This is a genomic window from Streptomyces sp. 7R007 (assembly GCF_054850255.1).
This window is the reverse complement of sequence record NZ_JBTWMV010000009.1, coordinates 109,929-128,526: the sequence shown is the minus strand read 5'-3', so window position 1 is coordinate 128,526 and position 18,598 is coordinate 109,929. Positions and strand designations below refer to the sequence as shown.

14 protein-coding genes and 3 pseudogenes are annotated in these 18,598 nt (G+C 72.6%); 9 read left to right on the top strand and 8 right to left on the bottom strand.

Annotation, left to right across the window (positions count from 1 at the left end; all coding sequences use genetic code 11):
- Positions 1-109: 109 nt before the first annotated feature.
- The 3 genes and pseudogenes from ACYF6T_RS14610 to ACYF6T_RS14600 all read right to left on the bottom strand — a co-directional run.
- Positions 110-1,039 (bottom strand): NAD-dependent epimerase/dehydratase family protein, encoded by a 930-nt coding sequence (locus ACYF6T_RS14610; protein ID WP_461696508.1) that lies wholly within the window; start codon positions 1,037-1,039, stop codon positions 110-112.
- A 57-nt stretch (positions 1,040-1,096) separates the two neighbouring features.
- Positions 1,097-1,882, bottom strand: coding sequence for a GNAT family N-acetyltransferase (locus tag ACYF6T_RS14605; protein WP_461696507.1), 786 nt, complete (start codon positions 1,880-1,882; stop codon positions 1,097-1,099).
- A gap of 291 nt (positions 1,883-2,173) precedes the next feature.
- A pseudogene (locus ACYF6T_RS14600) lies at positions 2,174-2,536 on the bottom strand (MerR family transcriptional regulator); the annotation flags it as partial.
- A 57-nt stretch (positions 2,537-2,593) separates the two neighbouring features.
- On the opposite strand from ACYF6T_RS14600, the gene ACYF6T_RS14595 reads away from it, so the two are divergent.
- From ACYF6T_RS14595 to ACYF6T_RS14585, 3 genes and pseudogenes are all read left to right on the top strand, one after another.
- Positions 2,594-3,793 carry an MFS transporter gene (locus ACYF6T_RS14595; RefSeq protein ID WP_461696506.1) on the top strand — a complete coding sequence of 400 codons (1,200 nt, stop codon included), beginning with the start codon at positions 2,594-2,596 and terminating at the stop codon, positions 3,791-3,793.
- Positions 3,794-3,852: 59 nt separating this feature from the next.
- A pseudogene (locus ACYF6T_RS14590) lies at positions 3,853-4,181 on the top strand (nucleoside deaminase); the annotation flags it as partial.
- Between the two features lie 237 nt (positions 4,182-4,418).
- A complete protein-coding gene (locus ACYF6T_RS14585) occupies positions 4,419-5,993 on the top strand; it encodes an alpha/beta hydrolase (RefSeq protein ID WP_461696505.1) in 1,575 nt (524 codons plus the stop codon).
- Between the two features lie 13 nt (positions 5,994-6,006).
- Here ACYF6T_RS14585 and ACYF6T_RS14580 read toward each other — a convergent pair whose 3' ends face one another.
- Positions 6,007-6,432: a MarR family winged helix-turn-helix transcriptional regulator gene (locus ACYF6T_RS14580; RefSeq protein ID WP_461696504.1), complete on the bottom strand. Its 426-nt coding sequence runs from the start codon at positions 6,430-6,432 to the stop codon at positions 6,007-6,009.
- A gap of 88 nt (positions 6,433-6,520) precedes the next feature.
- On the opposite strand from ACYF6T_RS14580, the gene ACYF6T_RS14575 reads away from it, so the two are divergent.
- A complete protein-coding gene (locus ACYF6T_RS14575) occupies positions 6,521-6,943 on the top strand; it encodes a PaaI family thioesterase (RefSeq protein WP_461696503.1) in 423 nt (140 codons plus the stop codon).
- On the opposite strand, the gene ACYF6T_RS14570 is transcribed toward ACYF6T_RS14575, so the two are convergent.
- On the bottom strand, positions 6,940-8,196 hold the full coding sequence (locus tag ACYF6T_RS14570; RefSeq protein WP_461696501.1) for an arginine deiminase: 1,257 nt from the start codon (positions 8,194-8,196) through the stop codon (positions 6,940-6,942). The two genes, ACYF6T_RS14575 and ACYF6T_RS14570, sit on opposite strands and share 4 nt — an antisense overlap.
- A gap of 28 nt (positions 8,197-8,224) precedes the next feature.
- Complete coding sequence (locus ACYF6T_RS14565; protein WP_461696500.1) at positions 8,225-9,643, bottom strand: basic amino acid/polyamine antiporter; 1,419 nt, start codon at positions 9,641-9,643, stop codon at positions 8,225-8,227.
- A gap of 177 nt (positions 9,644-9,820) precedes the next feature.
- Here ACYF6T_RS14565 and ACYF6T_RS14560 point away from each other — a divergent pair, with 177 nt between their 5' ends.
- Both ACYF6T_RS14560 and ACYF6T_RS14555 read left to right on the top strand, forming a co-directional pair.
- Complete coding sequence (locus ACYF6T_RS14560; protein ID WP_461696499.1) at positions 9,821-10,918, top strand: baeRF3 domain-containing protein; 1,098 nt, start codon at positions 9,821-9,823, stop codon at positions 10,916-10,918.
- A 66-nt stretch (positions 10,919-10,984) separates the two neighbouring features.
- A pseudogene (locus ACYF6T_RS14555) lies at positions 10,985-11,176 on the top strand (hypothetical protein); the annotation flags it as partial.
- Between the two features lie 25 nt (positions 11,177-11,201).
- On the opposite strand, the gene ACYF6T_RS14550 reads toward ACYF6T_RS14555, so the two are convergent.
- A complete protein-coding gene (locus ACYF6T_RS14550; RefSeq protein ID WP_461696498.1) occupies positions 11,202-11,615 on the bottom strand; it encodes an SsgA family sporulation/cell division regulator in 414 nt (137 codons plus the stop codon).
- Between the two features lie 380 nt (positions 11,616-11,995).
- Here ACYF6T_RS14550 and ACYF6T_RS14545 point away from each other — a divergent pair, with 380 nt between their 5' ends.
- The gene (locus ACYF6T_RS14545) at positions 11,996-13,408 is read left to right on the top strand and encodes a PP2C family protein-serine/threonine phosphatase (RefSeq protein ID WP_461696497.1); all 1,413 of its coding nucleotides are present in this window, start codon (positions 11,996-11,998) and stop codon (positions 13,406-13,408) included.
- A 63-nt stretch (positions 13,409-13,471) separates the two neighbouring features.
- Here ACYF6T_RS14545 and ACYF6T_RS14540 read toward each other — a convergent pair whose 3' ends face one another.
- Positions 13,472-14,962: a DNA-binding protein NsdB gene (locus ACYF6T_RS14540; RefSeq protein ID WP_461696496.1), complete on the bottom strand. Its 1,491-nt coding sequence runs from the start codon at positions 14,960-14,962 to the stop codon at positions 13,472-13,474.
- 251 nt (positions 14,963-15,213) lie between these two features.
- On the opposite strand from ACYF6T_RS14540, the gene ACYF6T_RS14535 reads away from it, so the two are divergent.
- Both ACYF6T_RS14535 and ACYF6T_RS14530 read left to right on the top strand, forming a co-directional pair.
- Positions 15,214-16,356, top strand: coding sequence for an aminoglycoside phosphotransferase family protein (locus ACYF6T_RS14535; RefSeq protein WP_461696495.1), 1,143 nt, complete (start codon positions 15,214-15,216; stop codon positions 16,354-16,356).
- 264 nt (positions 16,357-16,620) lie between these two features.
- Positions 16,621-18,585 carry an N-acetylmuramoyl-L-alanine amidase gene (locus tag ACYF6T_RS14530; protein WP_461696494.1) on the top strand — a complete coding sequence of 655 codons (1,965 nt, stop codon included), beginning with the start codon at positions 16,621-16,623 and terminating at the stop codon, positions 18,583-18,585.
- Positions 18,586-18,598 lie beyond the last annotated feature (13 nt).

Genomic DNA, 18,598 nt, shown 5'->3' with positions numbered 1-18,598 from the left:
CCCCCCGGGACGCTCGCGTACGCCCCACATCGACACTGCCAGCCGCGCCGGGCGGCGGCGTTGGGCCGTTCGGCTCCCGACCCCCTGCCGTTCGACCCCGGTTCGCCTTTCAACGAGCCGCCGCCAGTGCGGCGAGGCCCTCACGGCTGGACGAATAGCGGGGGGTCCAGCCCAGTTCGCGTTCCGCCTTCGCCGAGGACACGCGCATGCTCGTCGCCATCATCGTGTGCGCGTACGACATCGGCCGGGTCAGCCACCGCGGCACCGTCATCGGCTTCGGCAGCCCGAACTCCTCGACCACACACAGCAGATGGGCGCGGAAGCCGAGCGGGGTACGGTCGGTGACGTTGTACGCCTGACCGGGCCGGCCGCGTTCGACGGCGGCGACGACCGCGCGCGCCGCGTCGGTCAGCTCGGTCCACGGCAGGACCCGGCCCTGGTCGGCGGGCGCGGGCAGCTGCCGCTTGCGCAGCATGGGCAGGATGGCGTCGGTGCCGCCGGGGCCGTAGAACAGGCCGAAGCGCAGGCAGACGCCGTCCAGTCCGGCCGCCTCGAAGGTCAGTTGCTCCTTGACCCGCATGCCCTCGACATGACGCTCCAGCTCCGGCGTGGTGCCGCGCGGGCCGAACGGGTCGTCCTCGGTGATCACGTGCTCGCCGAAGTCCCCGTACCCGTAGCCGAAGACCATCGACTCGCCGACCAGGCGCCGGGCGCCGGTGACCCGCGCGGCCTCGATCAGGTGGGCGGTGCCCTCGACGCGCAGGGCGTCGGTGGCGTGCATGTCGCGGTGGCGCATGGGCGCCTTGCGCAGGGCCGTCGCGGCATGGACGACGGTGTCGAAGTGCCGTCCGTCGACGGCGCGCAGCAGGGCGTCGCGGTCCATGAGGTCGGCCCGCACGCCGTTGCCCGGGCCCCGGCCGAGCCCGGTGACCTGGTGGCCCGCCTCGGTCAGGGCGCGGGTGATGTGCCCGCCGAGGACGCCGCTGGCGCCCGCGAGGAGGATGCTCTGGTTGCTCGGATTGCTCTGGTTCGTCGTCATGTCCTTGCGACGGACGCCGGGCCCGCGGATGTGACATCGGGCCGCACAGAGTGCGGGTCAGCCTGCCTGAGCTGGGAAGACGTACGGCGTGGTGGTGGTCAGCGGCTCGAAGCCCAGGCGTTCGAGGACGGGACGGCTCTGGGCGGAGGCGTCCACCTGGAGGTAGCGGTAGCCGCGTTCGACCGCGGCCCGGGCCCGGTGGGCGACGAGCGCCCGGTAGATTCCGCGGCCACGCCACCCCTCGACGGTGCCGCCGCCCCACAGACCGGCGAAGCGCGTGCCGGGCACCAGTTCCATACGGGCCGCGCTGACCGGGACGTCGCCGGCGAGGGCCAGCACGGCGACGACCGAGTCGGGGTCGGCCGTGAGGCGGGCGAGCAGTTGGTGACGGATGCGGGAGCCGTCGGTGCCGAAGGCCTTCTCGTGCACGTCCGCCACGAGGTCGACGCCCGCGGCGTCGGTGACCGGCAACAGGCGGATGCCGTCGGGCAGTTCGGCGTCGAGGTCCAGGGTCGCCGCCTCGGCGATCATCAGCGTCTCCTCGGGATCGGGCACGAACCCTGCGGCCTGGAGCCGCTGCCCCAGGTCCGTCGGCCGGTCGTGTCCGTACAGCTTCCACTCGAAGGCCAGGCCGAGCCCCGAGTAGTACGCGATCTGCTCGGCGATCACCGCGTCCGCGCGGGTCTCGTCCAGGTCCGACCAGACGACGCCGTTCCAGCCGTGCTCGGGGGCCACTTGGCGGACCACGTCACCGACCCGTTCCACGCGCGCGTCGGGGCCGTCCGGCTGGGCGCCCTCGCGCATGTCACGGTCGTAGAGGGCGAGCACCGCTGCGTGATCCATGCGATCACTCCAGCACCCGGGGGCGGTGAGGGCAACAGGTTTGCGCGCCATCGAGCGCCCTCGGGCGCCGCCAAGCACCGCCGGGCGCTGCCAAGCGCCGTGGAGCGCCATCGGGCGCCGCCAAGCACCGCCGGGCGCTGTCAAGCGCCGTGAAACTCTGCAAGGCGACTCAAGTGCCGTGGGGATCGGCAAGGCGACTCAAATGCCGTCGCGAGTGCCGTCGAACGCCTGCTCGCGACGGCGCACGCCTTCACGCGCCGCCTTCGCCCCCTCCCCGCTGTCGGCGCCGTCGTCCGGTCGCACCGCCGCCAGGTATGCGGTGAGCCGGTCGCGGTTGCGGGCGAGGCAGTCGATGCGGGCCTGGATGCGGTCGATGTGCCCCTGCAGCAGCGCGGCCGTCCCCGGGGTCAGACAGGCGGGTGGCAGCAGGATCTCGTCCGGGCCGGTGAGGTACGGCAGGATCGCCCGGATCATCTCCGTGGTCAGGCCGGAGTCCAGCAGCCCGCGGATCTGCTGGACGTCCGCGACCGCCGACTCGCCGTAGTCGCGGTAGCCGTTCTCAGTGCGGTCGGGGCTGAGCAGGGACTGCTCCTCGTAGTAGCGCAGCAGCCGGGTGGGGACGCCGGTGCGGCGGGACAGTTCGCCGATCCTCATGACGCACCTCCGGTCGCTCTTGCCTTCACACTGATGTGAGGGTTCGAGCATGGTCGCATGTCGACCGCATCGCTCGCCAAGGGCGCGGCCGTGCCCGCCGCGCTGCCCTGGCCGGGGCTGCTCGCACTGTCCACGGCCGCCTTCACCGCCGTCATGACCGAACTGCTCCCGGCAGGGCTGCTGCCCCGGATGGCGCCGGCGCTGGGGGTGTCCGAGGCCCGGGTGGGATTCCTGGTCACCGGGTACGCGGCCGCCTCCTTCACCTCGGCCATCCCGCTCACGGCGCTGCTGCGCGGGCTGCCGCGGCGGCCGGTGCTGGCGGGGGCGCTGCTGGGGTTCGCGGTGAGCGACCTGGTGGTCGCGCTGTCGTCGTCGTACGCGCTGACCTTCGCCGCCCGGCTGGTGGCCGGGTGCATGGGCGGCACGCTGTGGGCGATGCTCGCCGGGTACGCGGCGCGGATGGTGCCGGCCGAGCGCCGTGGGCGGGCGATCGCGATCGTGCTGGCCGGGATCACCCTGGCCCTGGCGCTGGGGGTTCCCGCCGGGACCGCGCTGGCCCGGGCGGTGGGCTGGCGGGTGGCCTTCGGTGCGCTGGCCGTGCTGGCGGTGCTGCTGGTGGGGTGGGTGCGGTGGCGGGTGCCCGGGTTCCCGGGCGAGGCGGCGCACGCGCGCGTGCCGCTGCGGCGGGTCGCCGTGCTGCCGGGTCTGCCGGCCGTCCTGTCGGTCACGCTGTTCCTGCTCCTCGGGCATCAGGTGCTGTACACGTACGTCGCCCCGTTCGCCGCGCACGCCGGTTTCGGCCGTACGGACGTGGTGCTGCTGGTGTTCGGGACGGCCACCGTGGCCGGGATCTGGCTCACCGGGGTGCTCGTGGACCGGTGGCTGCGGGTCACGCTGCTGGGCGCGCTGGGGCTGTGCGCCGGCGTCCTGCTCGCCCTCGGCCTGTGGGCCGCGGCCCCGGCCGTGCTCCTCGGCTGCGTCGCCCTGTGGGGCGTGGCGTTCGGCGGCGCGCCCACGCTGATCCAGACCGCGCTGGTCGACGCCTCCGGCCCGGCGCGCGCCGACGTGGCGACCTCGTTGCAGACGACCGTCTACAACGCGGGCATCGCCGGCGGATCGCTGAGCGGGGGTGTGGTCCTGGAGCGCCTGGGGCCGGGGGCGCTGCCCTGGACGGCCCTCCCCCTCGTCGTCACCGCCCTCGTCACGGTCGCACTCGGGCGCCGGAACGCGTTTCCGGCGGTGCGGCGCGGCGCCTAGGGTGCGGGGCGGAGACCGCCGGCGGGAAGGGCGTACGCCGTGGTCGTGAGGGAACCGAACTGCCGTATCCGCGCCGCTGTGCGGAGCCGGGGGCCGAGGCGCTGCGGGTTGGGGACGAGCCGTTCGGTTCGGTGCTCGTCGGGGCGGACGGTGTCGTGCTCGCCGAGGTTCCACGACCGGGTGGCCTCCGATGACCGCACGCGCCACCCCGAGTTCGAGCCGGCCCGCTGGTCGGCGGCCCGGATGACGCCCGGGGAGCGGGGGGCGGCGACCGTGTACATCCCCGGCGAGCACCGCTTGATGTGCCCGGCGGCGCACGGCTGGGTGGGCCCTGGGCCGGATCGTGTACGTCGCCTCTCCACGGCAACTCGCCGTCCGGCTGGAGGAGTCGGAGGTGCGCCGCCTGGCTCTTGCACGGCTCCTGCACGCCGGCCAAGGGATCAGGACGCCATGGTCCGCGACGGTGACGGCAAGTGCCGGTAAGCGCTCGGGCGTCGAGGGAGAGCGCTCAGGATAAGGCACGTCGTATCGGACCGCTCGCCCGGAGGCGGGTCGTTCGGCGTGCACTTATGGTGATCGAGGGCGCCGTTCTCCTGGTCCGCGACGGGTGTCCCTGGAGGCATGGATGCTGGCCAAGCTGTCGACACAGCCCTCGGTCCGGCGCTGCGCGGTCACCGGAGCCGTCGGCCTGGCCCTGATCGCCACGGCTCTGCCCGCGGCGGCCTCGGACGGCACCGGGCCCGACCTCACGCGCTTCTACCGGCAGCAGATCGCCTGGGGGAAGTGCGAGGGCGCGGAGGTCCCCAAGGACCTGCAGTGCGGCAAGGTCACCGTGCCCCTCGACTACACCCGCCCCAAGGCCGGCACCCTCGACCTCGCCCTCGGCCGCTACCGGGCGACGGGCGCGAAACGCGGCTCGGTGCTGCTGAACTTCGGCGGCCCGGGCGGCGCCGGCGTCCCCGAACTGGCCGCCGACGCCAAGGACTTCCTCGACCTCACCAACGGCTACGACGTGGTCTCCTTCGACCCCCGCGGGGTCGGCCGGTCCTCCCCCGTCAGCTGCGGCGACGGTTCCGACGAGATCTCGGCCGCGGCCGACGGGGACGCCGGCGACGGCGATCCGAAGGCGCTGCTCGCGCGGTTGCGGCAGGCCGCGGCCCAGTGCGCGAAGCACTCGGGCCCCGTGCTCCCGCACATCGGCACGGTGAGCGCCGCCCGCGACCTCGACGTGATCCGCGCGGCACTCGGCGACAAGAAGCTCAACTACCTCGGTTTCTCCTACGGCACCCGGCTCGGCGCCGTGTACGCGGCCCAGTTCCCCAAGAAGGTGGGCCGGATGGTGCTCGACGGGGTGGACACGCTGACGGAGCCGATGTCCGAGCAGGGCATCGCGGGCGCGCAGGGACAGCAGACGGCGCTGGACGACTTCGTCACCTGGTGCGTGAAGGACATCGCCTGTCCCTTCGGCACGGACGCGCGCGACGCCCGCGAGCAGGTCGTCCAGCTCGTCGACTCCCTCGACGAGGACCCGGTGCCGACCGACTTCGGCGACGAGTTCACCGGACAGGACCTGGTGGGCGCCATCGGACAGGCGCTGTACAGCAGGCAGTTGTGGCCCTCCCTGGAACGGGCGCTGTCCGAACTGGTCGACGACGGCGACACCCGCGGACTCCTCGGCTTCTCCACCGGCGGCACCGCTCCCTTCGTGCGGGAGGAGTCCGACGGCGGCCTGGCCGACCCGGACGACGTCCCGCTCGACAATCTTCCGGCGGCACTGGTGGCGATCAACTGCGCGGACGATCCCGATCGCCCCGGTGCCGACCGGATCACCAAGGACCTCGGCCGGCTGCGCGCCCGCTACGAGGAGGCCTCGCCGGTCTTCGGCCGCTACCGGCTGACCGAGCTGCTGATGTGCTACGGCCGCCCCAAGGGCACCGACTTCATCCGGGACGAGGTGCGCGACCTGCACACCGCGAAGATGCTGCTGGTGGGCACGCGCGGCGACCCGGCGACGCCGTACCGCTGGACGGTGGAGACGGCGAAACGGCTCGGTTCCCCGGCGGTGGTGCTGGACAACAGGGGCGAGGGGCACACCGGTTACGGCTCCTCCAAGTGCGTGCACCGCAAGGTCGACGACTTCCTGCTGTACGGCTCCCTGCCCCCGAACGGCAGCTCCTGCGGACCCGAGGACGACGACTGAGGCGGGCTCGGGCTCACCCCTCGCCGTACGCGAGCTTGCGCAGCGCTCCCGCCGTCCGCACGAAACCGTCCTCGCCGAGCGTGTCGCGCAGTTCGGCGTTGAAGCGGTCGATCTCCGGCTGCGCCGCCCGCAGCGCCGCGCGCCCGGAGTCGGTCAACTCCAGCACCACCGCCCGGTGTTCACGGGGGTGCGGCTGCTTGGAGAGCAGCCCGGCCATGGTGAGGCGCCCGGCGAGGGCGGTGACGGCGGACTCGCGCAGCCCGAGGACGCGGGCCAGCTCCTGCTGGGTGATGCCGGGCTGGTCCTGTACGGCGAACAGGGCGCCGATCTGCGCGGTGGTGACGCCCGCGACGGCCAGGCAGCGCCGGTCGGCGGCGGTGCGCAGCCGGTGGGCCGCCCGTTGCAGCAGGAAGTACAGGCGCAGGTCGGGGTCGGACATGAGCCGATCTTGACAGAGGGCACCGGCTCACGCCACCCTCACTTCACTGGTGAAGTGAACTGAGGGAACCGAGGGAGCGATCGTCGCGATGGATCTGGAGCTGGCTCGCAAGGCCCTCGACCAGCAGCCGTTCAGCAGACTGCTGGGCGCCCGGCTGACGGCGTTCAGCGAGGGCGAGGCCACGCTGGAGCTGGACATCCGGGACGAGCTGCGCCAGCAGTACGGCTTCGTGCACGGCGGCGTCCTCGCCTACGCGGCCGACAACACGCTCACCCTCGCCGCGGCCACGCTGGTGGGACCGGGGCTGATCACCTCCGGCTTCACCGTCGACTACCTGCGCCCGGCCACAGGCGTCGTCCTGCGCGCGCACGCCCAGGTGGTGCGGGCCGGTCGTACCCGCGTGGTGTGCCGCTGTGACGTCACCACGGTCGACGACGCCGGGACGGAGAGGCTCTGCGCGGTGGCACAGGGCGACATCGCGGTGACCGAGGCGGCGGGAGCGGCCCGCTAGAAGTCCACCGGGTCGCGCACGATCGGGCACGTCATGCAGTGGCCGCCGCCCCGGCCGCGGCCCAGTTCGGCGCCCACGATGGTGACGACCTCGACGCCGGCCTTGCGCAGCAGCGTGTTGGTCTGGGTGTTGCGGTCGTACGTGAAGACCACGCCGGGTTCCAGGGCGACCGCGTTGTTGCCGCTGTCCCACTGCTGGCGCTCGGAGGCGTACACGTCGCCGCCGGTCGCCACCACCCGCAGTCCGGGCAGGCCGAGCGCCTTGGCGACGACGTCGGTGAAGGGGGTCGAGCCCTCGTCGGTGATGTCGAGGCCGGGGGCCTTGTCGGCGGGCCGCAGGGAGAAGGTGTGGACGCCGTCCATGATGGCCGGGTAGAGGGTCACCAGGTCGCGGTCGGCGAAGGTGAACACGGTGTCGAGGTGCATCGCGGACCGCAGCTTCGGCAGGCCCGCGACGATCACGTGCTGCGCCGCGCCGGCGTCGAAGAGAGCCTTGGCGACCTGGGTGACGGCCTGGCGGGAGGTGCGCTCGCTCATGCCCATCAGGACCACCCCGCCCCCCACCGGCATGATGTCGCCGCCCTCGAACGTCGCCTGCCCCCAGTCGAGTTCGGGGTCGCCCCACCACACGGTGCAGCCGGTGAAGTCGGGGTGGAAGGTGTAGACGGCCTTCATCAGCAGGGTCTCGTCGTGCCGGGCCGGCCAGTACAGCGGGTTGAGGGTGAGCCCGCCGTACAGCCAGCACGTGGTGTCCCGGGTGTACAGGGTGTTGGGCAGCGGCGGCATCAAGTACTCGCGTACACCGGTCGACTCGCGGGCGAGCGCCAGGTAGCCGGTGCGGTACTCCTCGGGCAGGTCGGTGGTGGCCAGGCCGCCGATCAGGTACTTCGCCAGCCGGTCGGCCTCCAGGGACTCCAGGTAGGCGCGGGTGGAGTCGATCAGGCCGAGGCCGACCTCATTGGCGACGATCTTCCGGTCCAGCAGCCAGTCGCGGGCGCCCGGCACGGCCAGGGTCTGCGCGAGCAGGTCGTGCAACTCGACGACGTCGACGTCCCGTTCGCGCAGCTTGTTGACGAAGTCGGCGTGGTCGCGCTGGGCGTTCTCGACCCACATGACGTCGTCGAAGAGCAGGTCGCCGGAGTTGGTGGGGGTGAGCCGGCGGTGGGCGAGTCCGGGCGCGCACACCAGCACCTTGCGCAGCCGGCCGACCTCGGAGTGGACGCCGTACGCGGGTCGGGTGTCTTGACGGGTCACGGGGCACCTCTGCGGAAGTCGGGGCCGGTCACAGGTGGATCCAGCCCACCGCCAGGGCGACGACGCCGAGCACGGCACCGGCCACCGAGACGGCGAGGACGAGCAGTTCACGCGGCGAGAACAGGCGTCTGCCCTGCTCCCGGCGGGCCATCACGAACAGGACGCTGGCGGGGGCGTAGACGATGAAGGAGACGAGCAGGTACTTCAGCCCGGCGGCGTAGAGGAGGAAGGCGGTGTAGAGCGTCGCGAGGGCGGCGACGACCAACTCGCCGGGCCTGCCTCCCGGGGCGATGCGCAGGGCGAAGGCGGCGGCCAGCAGGAACGGGATCAGTGTGAGCGCGCTGGTGAGGTCCAGGGCGAAGGAGAAGGCGTCGTCCGAGAACAGGGTGACCACCAGGACGATCTGGCTGAGCACGGTGGTCATCACCAGGGCGGGCACGGGCACGTCGGCGGCCGTGGAGCGCTTGAGGAAGCGCGGCATGTCGTCGTCCTTGGCCGCCACGAACAGCACTTCGGCGGCCATCAGCGTCCAGGCGAGGTAGGCGCCGAGCACCGAGACGATCAGGCCGACGCTGACGAAGACCTTGCCCCAGGTGCCGACCGCGTGTTCCAGCACGCCGGCCATGGACGGCTGGCGCAGGTCGGCGATCTCGCTCATCGGCATCAGGCCGTACGAGACGATCGTCACGGACGCGAAGACGGAGAAGACGCTCAGGAAGCCGAGGACGGTCGCCCGTCCGACGTCCTCGCGGCGCCGGGCGTGCCGGGAGTAGACGCTGGCGCCCTCGACGCCGAGGAAGACGAAGACCGTGGCCAGCATGGTGCCCTTGACCTGCTGGAACAGGGAGCCCGCGTAGTCGGCGCCGGCGAAGTTGTCCGCGAAGACGCCGGGTTTGAGGTAGAAGAGCGCGAGGACGACGAAGACGAGGATCGGCACCACCTTGGCGACGGTGACGATCCGGTTGATCGCCGCCGCCTCCTTCACCCCGCGGCTGATGAGCAGGAAGAACAGCCACAGGCCGGCCGAGGAGAGCACGACCGCGAGGACGGTGTCGCCGTCGCCGAGGGCCGGTGCGATCGCGCCGATCGTCGACATGATGAGCACCCAGTAGGTCACGTTGCCGACGCAGGCGCTCGCCCAGTAGCCGAACGCCGCGAAGAAGCCCGGGTACTCGCCGAAACCGGCCTTCGCGTACGCGTACACACCGGCGTCCAGGTCGGGGCGGCGGACCGCGAGCGTCTGGAAGACGAAGGCCAGCATCAGCATGCCGGCCCCGGCCACCGCCCAGGCGATGAGCGCGCCGGCCACGCCGGTCTCCTCGGCGAAGCGCCGCGGCAGGGAGAAGACACCCGCCCCGACCATCGAGCCGACGACCATGGTGGTGAGCGTCGGGAGGGAGAGCTTGGCGGTGTCGGGGGCCCGGGTTTCCTGTTCGACCTGCGTCATGTGACGTCCTGGAGCGGTCGGGCATCGGCGTGGGCCGGCGATGCGGTGAGCGCCATCCGGCGACGTGAGCGAGATTAGCAACCAATAGTCCGTCATGCCCGTTGAGCCGTTTCACATGGATCCAGCCCACATTTGTCCCCTGATGCCCGATCGGCGGATCGGTCCTATGGTGCTGTCATGGAGCACGACCTGAGTCCCGCCACCCTGTCCGAGCTCCGGCGCCCGCGCCCCTATCCGGCCGTGTCCGTGCTGACGCCGACACACCGCCGGGAGCCCGACAACGCCCAGGATCCCGTCCGGCTGCGCAATGTCGTCGCCGAGGCCAAGAAGCGCCTGGAGTCCGATCCCGCGGTCACCCGGGAGCGACGCTCCGAGGTCTCCCACCAGCTCGACCGGGCGCTCGCCGAGGTCGACCTCACCCACGCCGAGGACGGCCTGGTGATCTTCGCCGCCCCGGGTGAGCACCAGGTCTGGTCGCTCGCCCGCGCCGTACCGGAACGCGTGGTGCTCTCCGACACCTTCCTCACCCGCAACCTGGTCTCCGCGCACGCCGCCGAGCGCCCCTTCTGGGTGCTGTCGGTCTCCGCCGACCGGGCCACGCTGTGGAGCGGCGGCGCGGACCGTGTCGTGGAGGACCGCACGGGCGGCTTCCCGCTGACGCGGCGCGCGGAGAACTTCGACGCCGAGCGGCGCGAGCGCATCGGTGACACGCCGAGCACCTTCCGCGACGAGGGCACCCGCCACTTCCTGCGCGAGGCCGACCTCGCGATGGACCGGCTGCTGCGCGAGCAGCCGCGGCCGCTGTACGTCACCGGCGAGCAGGCCGCCCTGTCCGTCCTGGACGAGGTCGGCGGCGTCACCCGGCAGGCCGTGCACGTGCGGCACGGCGGCCTCGCGCACGGCACCCCCGAGGCCGTCTGGCAGGCGGTGCGGCCGGTGGTCGCCGCCGAGGAGCGCCGTGACGTCGACGCGGTGACCCGGGAGCTGGAGGCGGCGCGCGGCCGGAAGGCGTATGCGGCCGGTATCGACGAGGTCTGGCAGAGCGCCCGCGACGGCCGGGTCCGGCTCCTCGCCGTCGAGGAGAACTACCGCGCCACCGTGCGCGACATCGCCGGCGGCCACCTGTTCCCCGCCGCGAGCGGCGACCTCGACGCCCGCGAGGACATCGTGGACGAGATCGTCGAGCAGTGCCTGGAGACCGGCGCCGACGTCCGCTTCGTCCCGGACGGCAGGCTCGGCGACGCCGGGGGCATCGCCGGCGTGCTGCGCTACTGAAGCGGATCACGCCCCGGCCGATGAATCGACGCACAGCTCTGAGCACCCTCGGAACAGTCGATCCCGGAGGTCATGGAGGTCAGCGGCAACACCGCGGGCATCGCCGAGGCGACCGCCCCCGCGCTGAACGTCGACGCCATCGTCGGAACCGATCTCACCGCGCCGGCACCGCAGTTCACCCTCGCCCACGGCGCGGCGATCAGCCCGGCCTGGGGCAGTGTGCAGGACTTCAGCAAGCCGGTGACGTACGAAGTGACCCACGCACGGCATCACCCTGTAGGCCTCAGACGCCGTCGAACAGGGCGCTCAGCCCCCGGTCGACGGCGTCTTCCAGATCCTCCTGCCCCGCCCCGACGACGGCGTAGCTGCGCAGCAGGAACCGGCTGAGCGCGGCCGTGTCGAACTGGAGCAGGGCCAGGCCGAAGGGCGAGTGGAACTCCAGCACCGTCCGGGCCCTGCCGCACGGCCAGATGTGCACGTCCCCGCCGCCGGCGGGAGCGCCCAAGCCCTCCGCCAGCAGGGTGCGGGCGAAGGTCCAGGTGACGGCCGTGCCGTCGAGGGAGACCTCGGGCGGGAAGTCGAGGTGCACGGCGAGGGGGTCCGCAGAGGTGTAGCGGAGCGTGGCGGGGACGGGCAGCTCCCGCTGGTCCGCGGTGATGAGACGGCCGCGGGCGGGCTGCTCCAGACTGATGTCCATGGTCGGTCTCCCCTGCGGGTCGGCGGTCGGGCCGGATGGCCGATGTTGTTACGACTCCGCAGGGGCGGTTCGCATTACGTCGAAGCGCTTGCTATTTTGTGTGACCTGCATCACTGGAACACACGACCGTCAAACACATGGCTGAGAGCACGCCGAAACCTTCGTCGACCCGTTGAATTGCGTACGCCGCCTACGCCTCGACCGATCGTCGGCGTACGCCGACGGCACTACCCGAGCTGCCCGTGAAGACTGTGGCATATGCCGGAAGCACCACCGTATCGGGTGTTGCCAAATCCCTTACAGCGCGTCGCGGGCTGTGCAACAGTCGTAACGGTCCCTCCGTCCGCCTTGGCCGAACCGTCCCCGCATCGGAGTGCGTCATGCCGTCCCATGTCTCCGCGGACCGCCCCGCCGCCCAGCCGCCCGGTCGCGGCTCGGTCGAGGCGCTGATATCGCAGACGCGACGGCTCAAGGGCGACGTGGACGCCGTACGACGGGACACCCCGAGCGACGGATCGGACCCGCAGGAGCGGTGGCAGCGCGCGCTGTGCGACCTGGCGCTGCACCAACTCGACGACCTCGACGCCCATTTGGCCCAGCTGCGGGACGGGCCGCAGGTACCCGCGGCACCCCAGCCGCCGACCGCCGTGGCGCCCGCTCCCCGGCACGGCTCGCTGCTCAGCCGCGTGGGCAGCGCGGAGTGGAACCTGCTGACGGACGAGGCGAGTTGGTCGGGGGAGCTGTACCAGATCCTGGGCCGCGACGCCGCCGCTCCCCCGCTCACCCTGGACGAACTGCCCGCCGTCGTCCTGGACGAGGACCGGCCCAGGCTGACGACGATGGTGACCGACTGCCTCGTCGACGCCAAGCCCATCGACGGCGAGTTCCGCATCGTGCGCCCGGACGGCGAGGTGCGGACCGTGCACATGATGGGCGAGCCCGTGCTCGACACCGACGGCAGCACCGCCTCGATGTGGGCCGTGCTGCGGGACGTCAGTGAACTGCGCCGCAGCCAGCGCGCGGTGAGCGAGACCCGTGACTCGCTCCAGCGCGACCGGCACCGCGCGCAGACCGAGCACCGGCTCGCGGTCGAGTTGCAGGAGGCCGTGCTGCCACCGTGGCGGGGCTCCCTGCGGCTCCCGCGCCAAGGGCCCGAAGCCCTGGACCTCGCGGCCCACCACCTGCCGTCCACGGCGAGCACGCTGATCGGCGGCGACTGGTACGACGCGCTCGAACTGGCCGACGGCCAGACTCTGTTGAGCGTGGGCGACCTCACCGGCCACGGCGTCGCCGTCACGTCCGGCATGGCGACCCTGCTCGGCGCCGTACGCGGCATGGCGATGGCCGGCACCCAGCCCGGCCAACTGCTCACCTGGCTCAACCAGTTACTCGATGCCACCGTCCAGCCGGCCCTCGGCAGCGCCCTCTGCTGCCGCTACCGGCCCGACACCCGCACCCTGACCTGGGCGCAGGCCGGACACCCCGCCCCGCTGCTGTACCGCGACGGGACGGGGCGCAGGCTCGATCCACCGGCCGGCGTCCTGCTCGGCGCCACCTCGGGCGCCGCCTACGAGCAGGCCGAGGAGATCCTCCGGCCGGGCGATCTGCTCCTGCTGCACACCGACGGGCTGGTCCCCCGGCACGACAGCCGGGCCCTGCGCCGCCTCCTCGACCTGGCCCCGCGCTTCGGCGCGGCACCCACCGCCCAGGACTGCCTGCGGCTGGTCGTGGAGGAGTTCGGCGAGGCCGAACGCGAGGACGACGCCTGCGTGCTCGTCGCCCGCGTGGTGTGAACAGCCGGAGCGCGACGAGGGATCAGCGCACAGTCCCCCTGTACCTGTGCTCCCTCACCCTCCTCACACCTGTGCGCTGCTGCCGCCCTTGGCCGGCTTGGGCAGCGCCAGTCTGATCTCCTCCCGCAGCTCGTGGATCTTCGGATAGCTGGAGTACTCGGCGGTCAGCCGGTACATCTGGCGCAGCCGGTCCCAGGTGCGGTGGGAGGAGTTGGATCCCATCGACATCAGGGCCAGGCGCGCGTACCGGTCGGCCTGTTCGGGGTCGTCGGCGATGAAGCAGGCGGAGGCCATCGACAGGAAGTCGAAGATCTTCGACCGCTGGCGTCCGTCGACCCGCAGGGCCAGGGCCTTCTCCGCGTAGTGCTGGGCGTGCACGGCCGCGGACGGCTCGAACTCGGCCAGCGTGCGGTAGGCCAGGGCCTGCATGCCGTACAAATCCTCCTCCCGGAACATCTGCATCCAGCTCGGCGGCGGCACGTCGCCCTTGTCGGAGACGAAGAGGTCCTCCGCCTGGCCGAGGGTGCGGCGCATGGCCTGGCCCTTGCCCATGGAGGCCTGCGCCCAGGCCTCGATGGTGTAGAGCATGGCCCGGGTGCGGGGCAGCACCTCGTCGCCGGAGCCGGACTGGGCGAGCTTCATCAGGTCGAGCGCGTCGTCGGGCCGGCCCAGGTGCACCATCTGGCGAGCCGCTCGGGAGAGCGCCTCCCCGGCGCGGGGCCGGTCGCCGCCCTCTCTCGCGGCATGGGCGGCGATGACGAAGTACTTCTGGGCCGTGGGCTCCAGGCCGACGTCGTGCGACATCCAGCCCGCGAGGACGGCGAGGTTGGCAGCGACGCCCCACAGGCGCCGCTGGAGATGGTCGGGGTGACGGTAGGCGAGCATGCCGCCCACCTCGTTGAGCTGGCCCACGACTGCCTTGCGTTGCAACCCGCCGCCGCGGGCCGCGTCCCAGGCCCGGAACACCTCGACCGAGCGCTCCAGTTCCTCGATCTCCTGCGACCCGATGGGGGCGGCCTCGTAGCGGTCGAACCCAGCGGGGTCGGCGTGCAGGGGATCGTCGAAACGGGGGGCGTCGGCCTTGAGGGCCGGGTCGGTGTGAAGCCAGTCGTGCATGGCACTGCTGAGTGCGGATCCCGCGGCGAGCGCGGCACCCGCGCCCACCAAGCCGCGTCGGTTGAGCATGAGGTCCATTCCCGTGAATTCGGTGAGGACCGCAGCCGTCCGTTCGGGCGCCCACGGCACACCGTCGGGATGATCCACACTCCCGCCGCCCTGCCGTTTCCCCGCACGCCCGTGCCGGACCAGACCGAGGTCCTCGATGGTCACGACACGGCCGAGACGCTCGGTGAACAGGGCCGCCAGCACCCTCGGCACCGGATCGCGCGGGATCTCTCCCGTGTCGAGCCAGCGCCGCACCCGTGAGGTGTCGGTCGCCAGCTGGGGGTGGCCCATGGCCGCCGCCTGCCGGTTGACCAGCCTCGCGAGTTCGCCCTTGGACCAGCCGGCCAGGCCGAACAGGTCCCGCAGGCGGGTGTTGGGTTGTCCGCTCACGTCAAGCCCCCAGGTTCTCGGCTGAGTTGACAGTAGCCCGGGCAGAGTTGCCGGGCGACTATTCGCCAGGGTTCGCCAGGGTGCGCCAGATGGTGTGCCACTGCGCATCGGGTGTCAGGTAGGAACGCGCCACCCCGACCCGGTCGCCGCTTCCAACCACAGGTGCATTCCCCAGGGTGCACCCGGGCGGCCGGGCCGGGCAGCGCACCCAGCACAGGCACTGCAGGCACACGAAGGGATCTGTTTCGCCCATGTACGCAGCATCGTCCTCCGTGTCCGCCCCGCCCCGGTCGCTGCGCCCCCGTCCGGGCGCCGGCGGCCCCTACCTCGACCCCGCCGCCCGCCAGGCGGCCCCCGCGCTCGGCGCGGGCCGGCCGCGGCGCGCCCCGGGGCTCGGCACCCCACCGCTCAGCGGGAGACTCGACTTGTCCGGCCCCCAGGGCGCCCAGCTGCGTACCGCGATCGCGTCGGTGCACCGGATCTGCCCGGAGTTCGCTCCGGTCCAGGTGCTGCGGCGCAGCGGACGGTCCGTACTCCTGGTCGGTACGACCGGACGCAGCACGGCCGTCGCCAAGTGTTTACTGGACCACTCGCCCGTGTGGTCGGAGCGGATCCGCCACGAGATAGCGGCCTACCGCTCGTTCGTCCGGCACCGCCCCCCGGTGCGCGTGCCCCGGCTGATCGCGGCGGATCCGGACAACTGCACGCTGGTCATCGAGCGGATGCCCGGCCGGGTGGCGGCACTTCAGCGGCACCCGGCGGAGGCCCCGCCGCGGGCGGACATCAGGGCGGCACTCGGCGCGGTGTGCCGGCTCAACGCCTGGCGGCCCCCGGCGGGCACCTTCGACGCCCCGCTCGACTACGCGGCCCGCATCTCCCGCTACCACGAGCTGGGGCTGCTGACCGACCGCGACCTGGGCGACCTGCAGAAGCTGCTGCACGGCATCGCGCATGCGGCGGGCCGCCAGGGCATGGGCCAGTTCTGCCACGGCGACGCGCTGCTGTCGAACATCCTGCTGTCACCGGCCGGTCCGGTGCTGGTGGACTGGGAGCACGCCGGCTGGTACCTGCCGGGCTACGACCTGGCGACGCTGTGGTCGGTCCTGGGAGACGCGCCGGTGGCGCGTCGTCAGATCAGCCAGATCGCCCAGTCCGCGGGCCCGGCCTCGCGGGACGCCTTCCTGGTGAACCTGATGCTCGTGCTGACCCGCGAGATCCGCACCTACGAGACGGCCGTGCAGCGTTCGATGCACGACACGACCCCGACGGCACCGGGAGCGGCCCACCCGGGTGCCGCGCCGTCCGGCGAGGAACAACGGCTGCTGCTCAGGCGGCTGCACGACGACTGCCAGCTGGCCCGCAAGGCCGTGCGCGCGGCGGTCGGCACTCGCTGACGGGGACGACGGTCCGCGGTGCGCCCACGAAGACGGCGCACCGCGGACCGTCGTGTGTCCTGGGTGATCCGCGCGTCCATTGGTGTACGCCACTGACGCCCCGCAGGCCCGCGAGCCGTCGCCCGGAAACCTCCCCGCCCTCGTGTTGACACGGCAAAAGGCCTGCCCCTGGGCATGATTGACGGATCGTCGGCCAGCAGGTACCACTGACCCACCGCTCGGCCCTGCACGCCCCGCCACGCTCGTGAGCCCCAGGAGGCCGCATTGCGAGGATCCGTCACCGCACCCACGTCCACCCCCGGGCACAGACGTCTGCGCCGCGCCACGGGCACCGTGGCCTGTGCCGCCTTGCTGCTGCCGCTGCTCGGCATGGCCCCGCCCCAGCCGCAGCCCGCGACGGACCGGCTGCAGCGGGCGTTCGCCTCCGCGTCCGCCGCGTACCACGTTCCGCAGAGCGTGCTGCTGGCCGTCTCCTATCTCCAGTCCCGCTGGGACGCGCACGCCGGCGCGCCGAGCGTGACCGGCGGCTACGGCCCGATGCACCTGACCGACGCCCGCACCGCGCTGCGGACGACCTCCCACCACAGCGAGGGCGCGGAGGACGCCCGCGGCGACTCGGCCCGCCCGGCGCTGCGCCCCGCCACCGAATCGCCCGCCGGCTCCCGGCTGCCGGCGCGCCTCACGACCCTGCCGAAGGCGGCCGAGCTCACCGGCATCCCCGCCGAGCGGCTGCGCGAGGACGAGACGGCGAACGTGGCCGGCGGCGCCGCGCTGCTGGCCGCCGCCCAGCAGGACCTCGGCGAGCCGCTCAGCGCCGACCCGGCCGACTGGTACGGCGCGGTGGCCCGCTTCTCGGGCGCCGACGACACGGCGACCGCGGCGGCGTACGCGAACGACGTGTACGACGTGATCCGCACCGGCGAGCAGCGCACCACGGACGCCGGGCAGCGGGTGACGCTGGCCGCGCGGCCCGCCGTCGCGCCCGACACCGGGCAGCTCGCGCGGACGGGTCTGCGCACGGTCTCCGCGAACGGCACCGAGTGCCCCAAGTCGGTGTCCTGCGAGTGGATCCCGGCGCCGTACGAGGAGTTCGGGGACAACGACTACGGCAACCACGACCTCGGGGACCGCCCGGCCTCGCAGAGCATCCGGTACATCGTCGTCCACGACACCGAGGGCGCCTGGGACGGTGTGCTCAACCTCGTCCAGGACCCCACCTACGTGTCGTGGAACTACACCATCCGCTCGACGGACGGTCTGATCGCCCAGCACGTCAAGGCCAAGGACGTGGCCTGGCACGCGGGCAACTGGTACGTCAACGCCAAGTCGATCGGCATCGAGCACGAGGGCTTCCTGGCGAACCCGGACGCCTGGTACACGGAGGAGATGTACCGGGCCTCGGCGCGGCTGGTGCGCTACCTGTCGGCGAAGTACGGCATCCCGCTGGACCGGCAGCACATCCTCGGCCACGACAACGTGCCCGGCCCGACCACCTCGACGATCCCCGGCATGCACACCGACCCGGGCCCCTACTGGGACTGGCGGCACTACTTCGAACTGCTCGGCCATCCGCTGCAGCGCACGGCGCGCAAGGGCGGCGGCCTGGTGACGATCCTGCCGGACTACGCCGCCAACCAGCCGGAGTACACCGGCTGCGTCACCAAGGGCGAGCCGTGCGCGGCGCACGGTTCGAGCGAGGTGCGGCTGTACTCCGGCCCCGGCGAGTCCTACCCGCTGATCAAGGACGTCGGCCTCGGCACCGCCCCGACCACCGGCGTGAACGACCTGTCCTCACGCGTCTCCACCGGTCAGCAGTACGCGGTCGCGGACCGCGACGGCGACTGGACGGCGATCTGGTACCTCGGCCAGAAGGCGTGGTTCCACAATCCCAGGGGGGAGCGGACCGCGGTGCGGTCGGCCGGGCTCGTGGTGACGCCCAGGGACGGCCTGGCGAGCGTCCCGGTGTACGGCCGCGCCTACCCGGAGGCCTCCGCCTACCCGACGGGCGTGCCCGTGCAGTCGGTGTCGCCGCTGCCGTACACGCTGCCGGCGGGACAGCGGTACGTGGTCGGCGACGAGGTGCCCGGCCAGTACTACTACGCGGTCACCTTCACCACCGACTCACACCGCGTGGTGACGGGCCAGGACCTGTACTACGAGATCCAGTACGGCCACCGGGTGGCGTTCGTGCGCGCCGCCGACGTCCGGCTGCTGCCCTCCGGGCGGTAGCGGACTCGGACCC

Coding starts and splice junctions, on each gene's coding strand:
- ACYF6T_RS14610 (WP_461696508.1), bottom strand. CDS start 1,039: ATGACGACGAACCAGAGCAATCCGAGCAACCAGAGCATCCTCCTCGCG.
- ACYF6T_RS14605 (WP_461696507.1), bottom strand. CDS start 1,882: ATGGATCACGCAGCGGTGCTCGCCCTCTACGACCGTGACATGCGCGAG.
- ACYF6T_RS14595 (WP_461696506.1), top strand. CDS start 2,594: ATGTCGACCGCATCGCTCGCCAAGGGCGCGGCCGTGCCCGCCGCGCTG.
- ACYF6T_RS14585 (WP_461696505.1), top strand. CDS start 4,419: ATGCTGGCCAAGCTGTCGACACAGCCCTCGGTCCGGCGCTGCGCGGTC.
- ACYF6T_RS14580 (WP_461696504.1), bottom strand. CDS start 6,432: ATGTCCGACCCCGACCTGCGCCTGTACTTCCTGCTGCAACGGGCGGCC.
- ACYF6T_RS14575 (WP_461696503.1), top strand. CDS start 6,521: ATGGATCTGGAGCTGGCTCGCAAGGCCCTCGACCAGCAGCCGTTCAGC.
- ACYF6T_RS14565 (WP_461696500.1), bottom strand. CDS start 9,643: ATGACGCAGGTCGAACAGGAAACCCGGGCCCCCGACACCGCCAAGCTC.
- ACYF6T_RS14560 (WP_461696499.1), top strand. CDS start 9,821: ATGGAGCACGACCTGAGTCCCGCCACCCTGTCCGAGCTCCGGCGCCCG.
- ACYF6T_RS14550 (WP_461696498.1), bottom strand. CDS start 11,615: ATGGACATCAGTCTGGAGCAGCCCGCCCGCGGCCGTCTCATCACCGCG.
- ACYF6T_RS14545 (WP_461696497.1), top strand. CDS start 11,996: ATGCCGTCCCATGTCTCCGCGGACCGCCCCGCCGCCCAGCCGCCCGGT.
- ACYF6T_RS14535 (WP_461696495.1), top strand. CDS start 15,214: ATGTACGCAGCATCGTCCTCCGTGTCCGCCCCGCCCCGGTCGCTGCGC.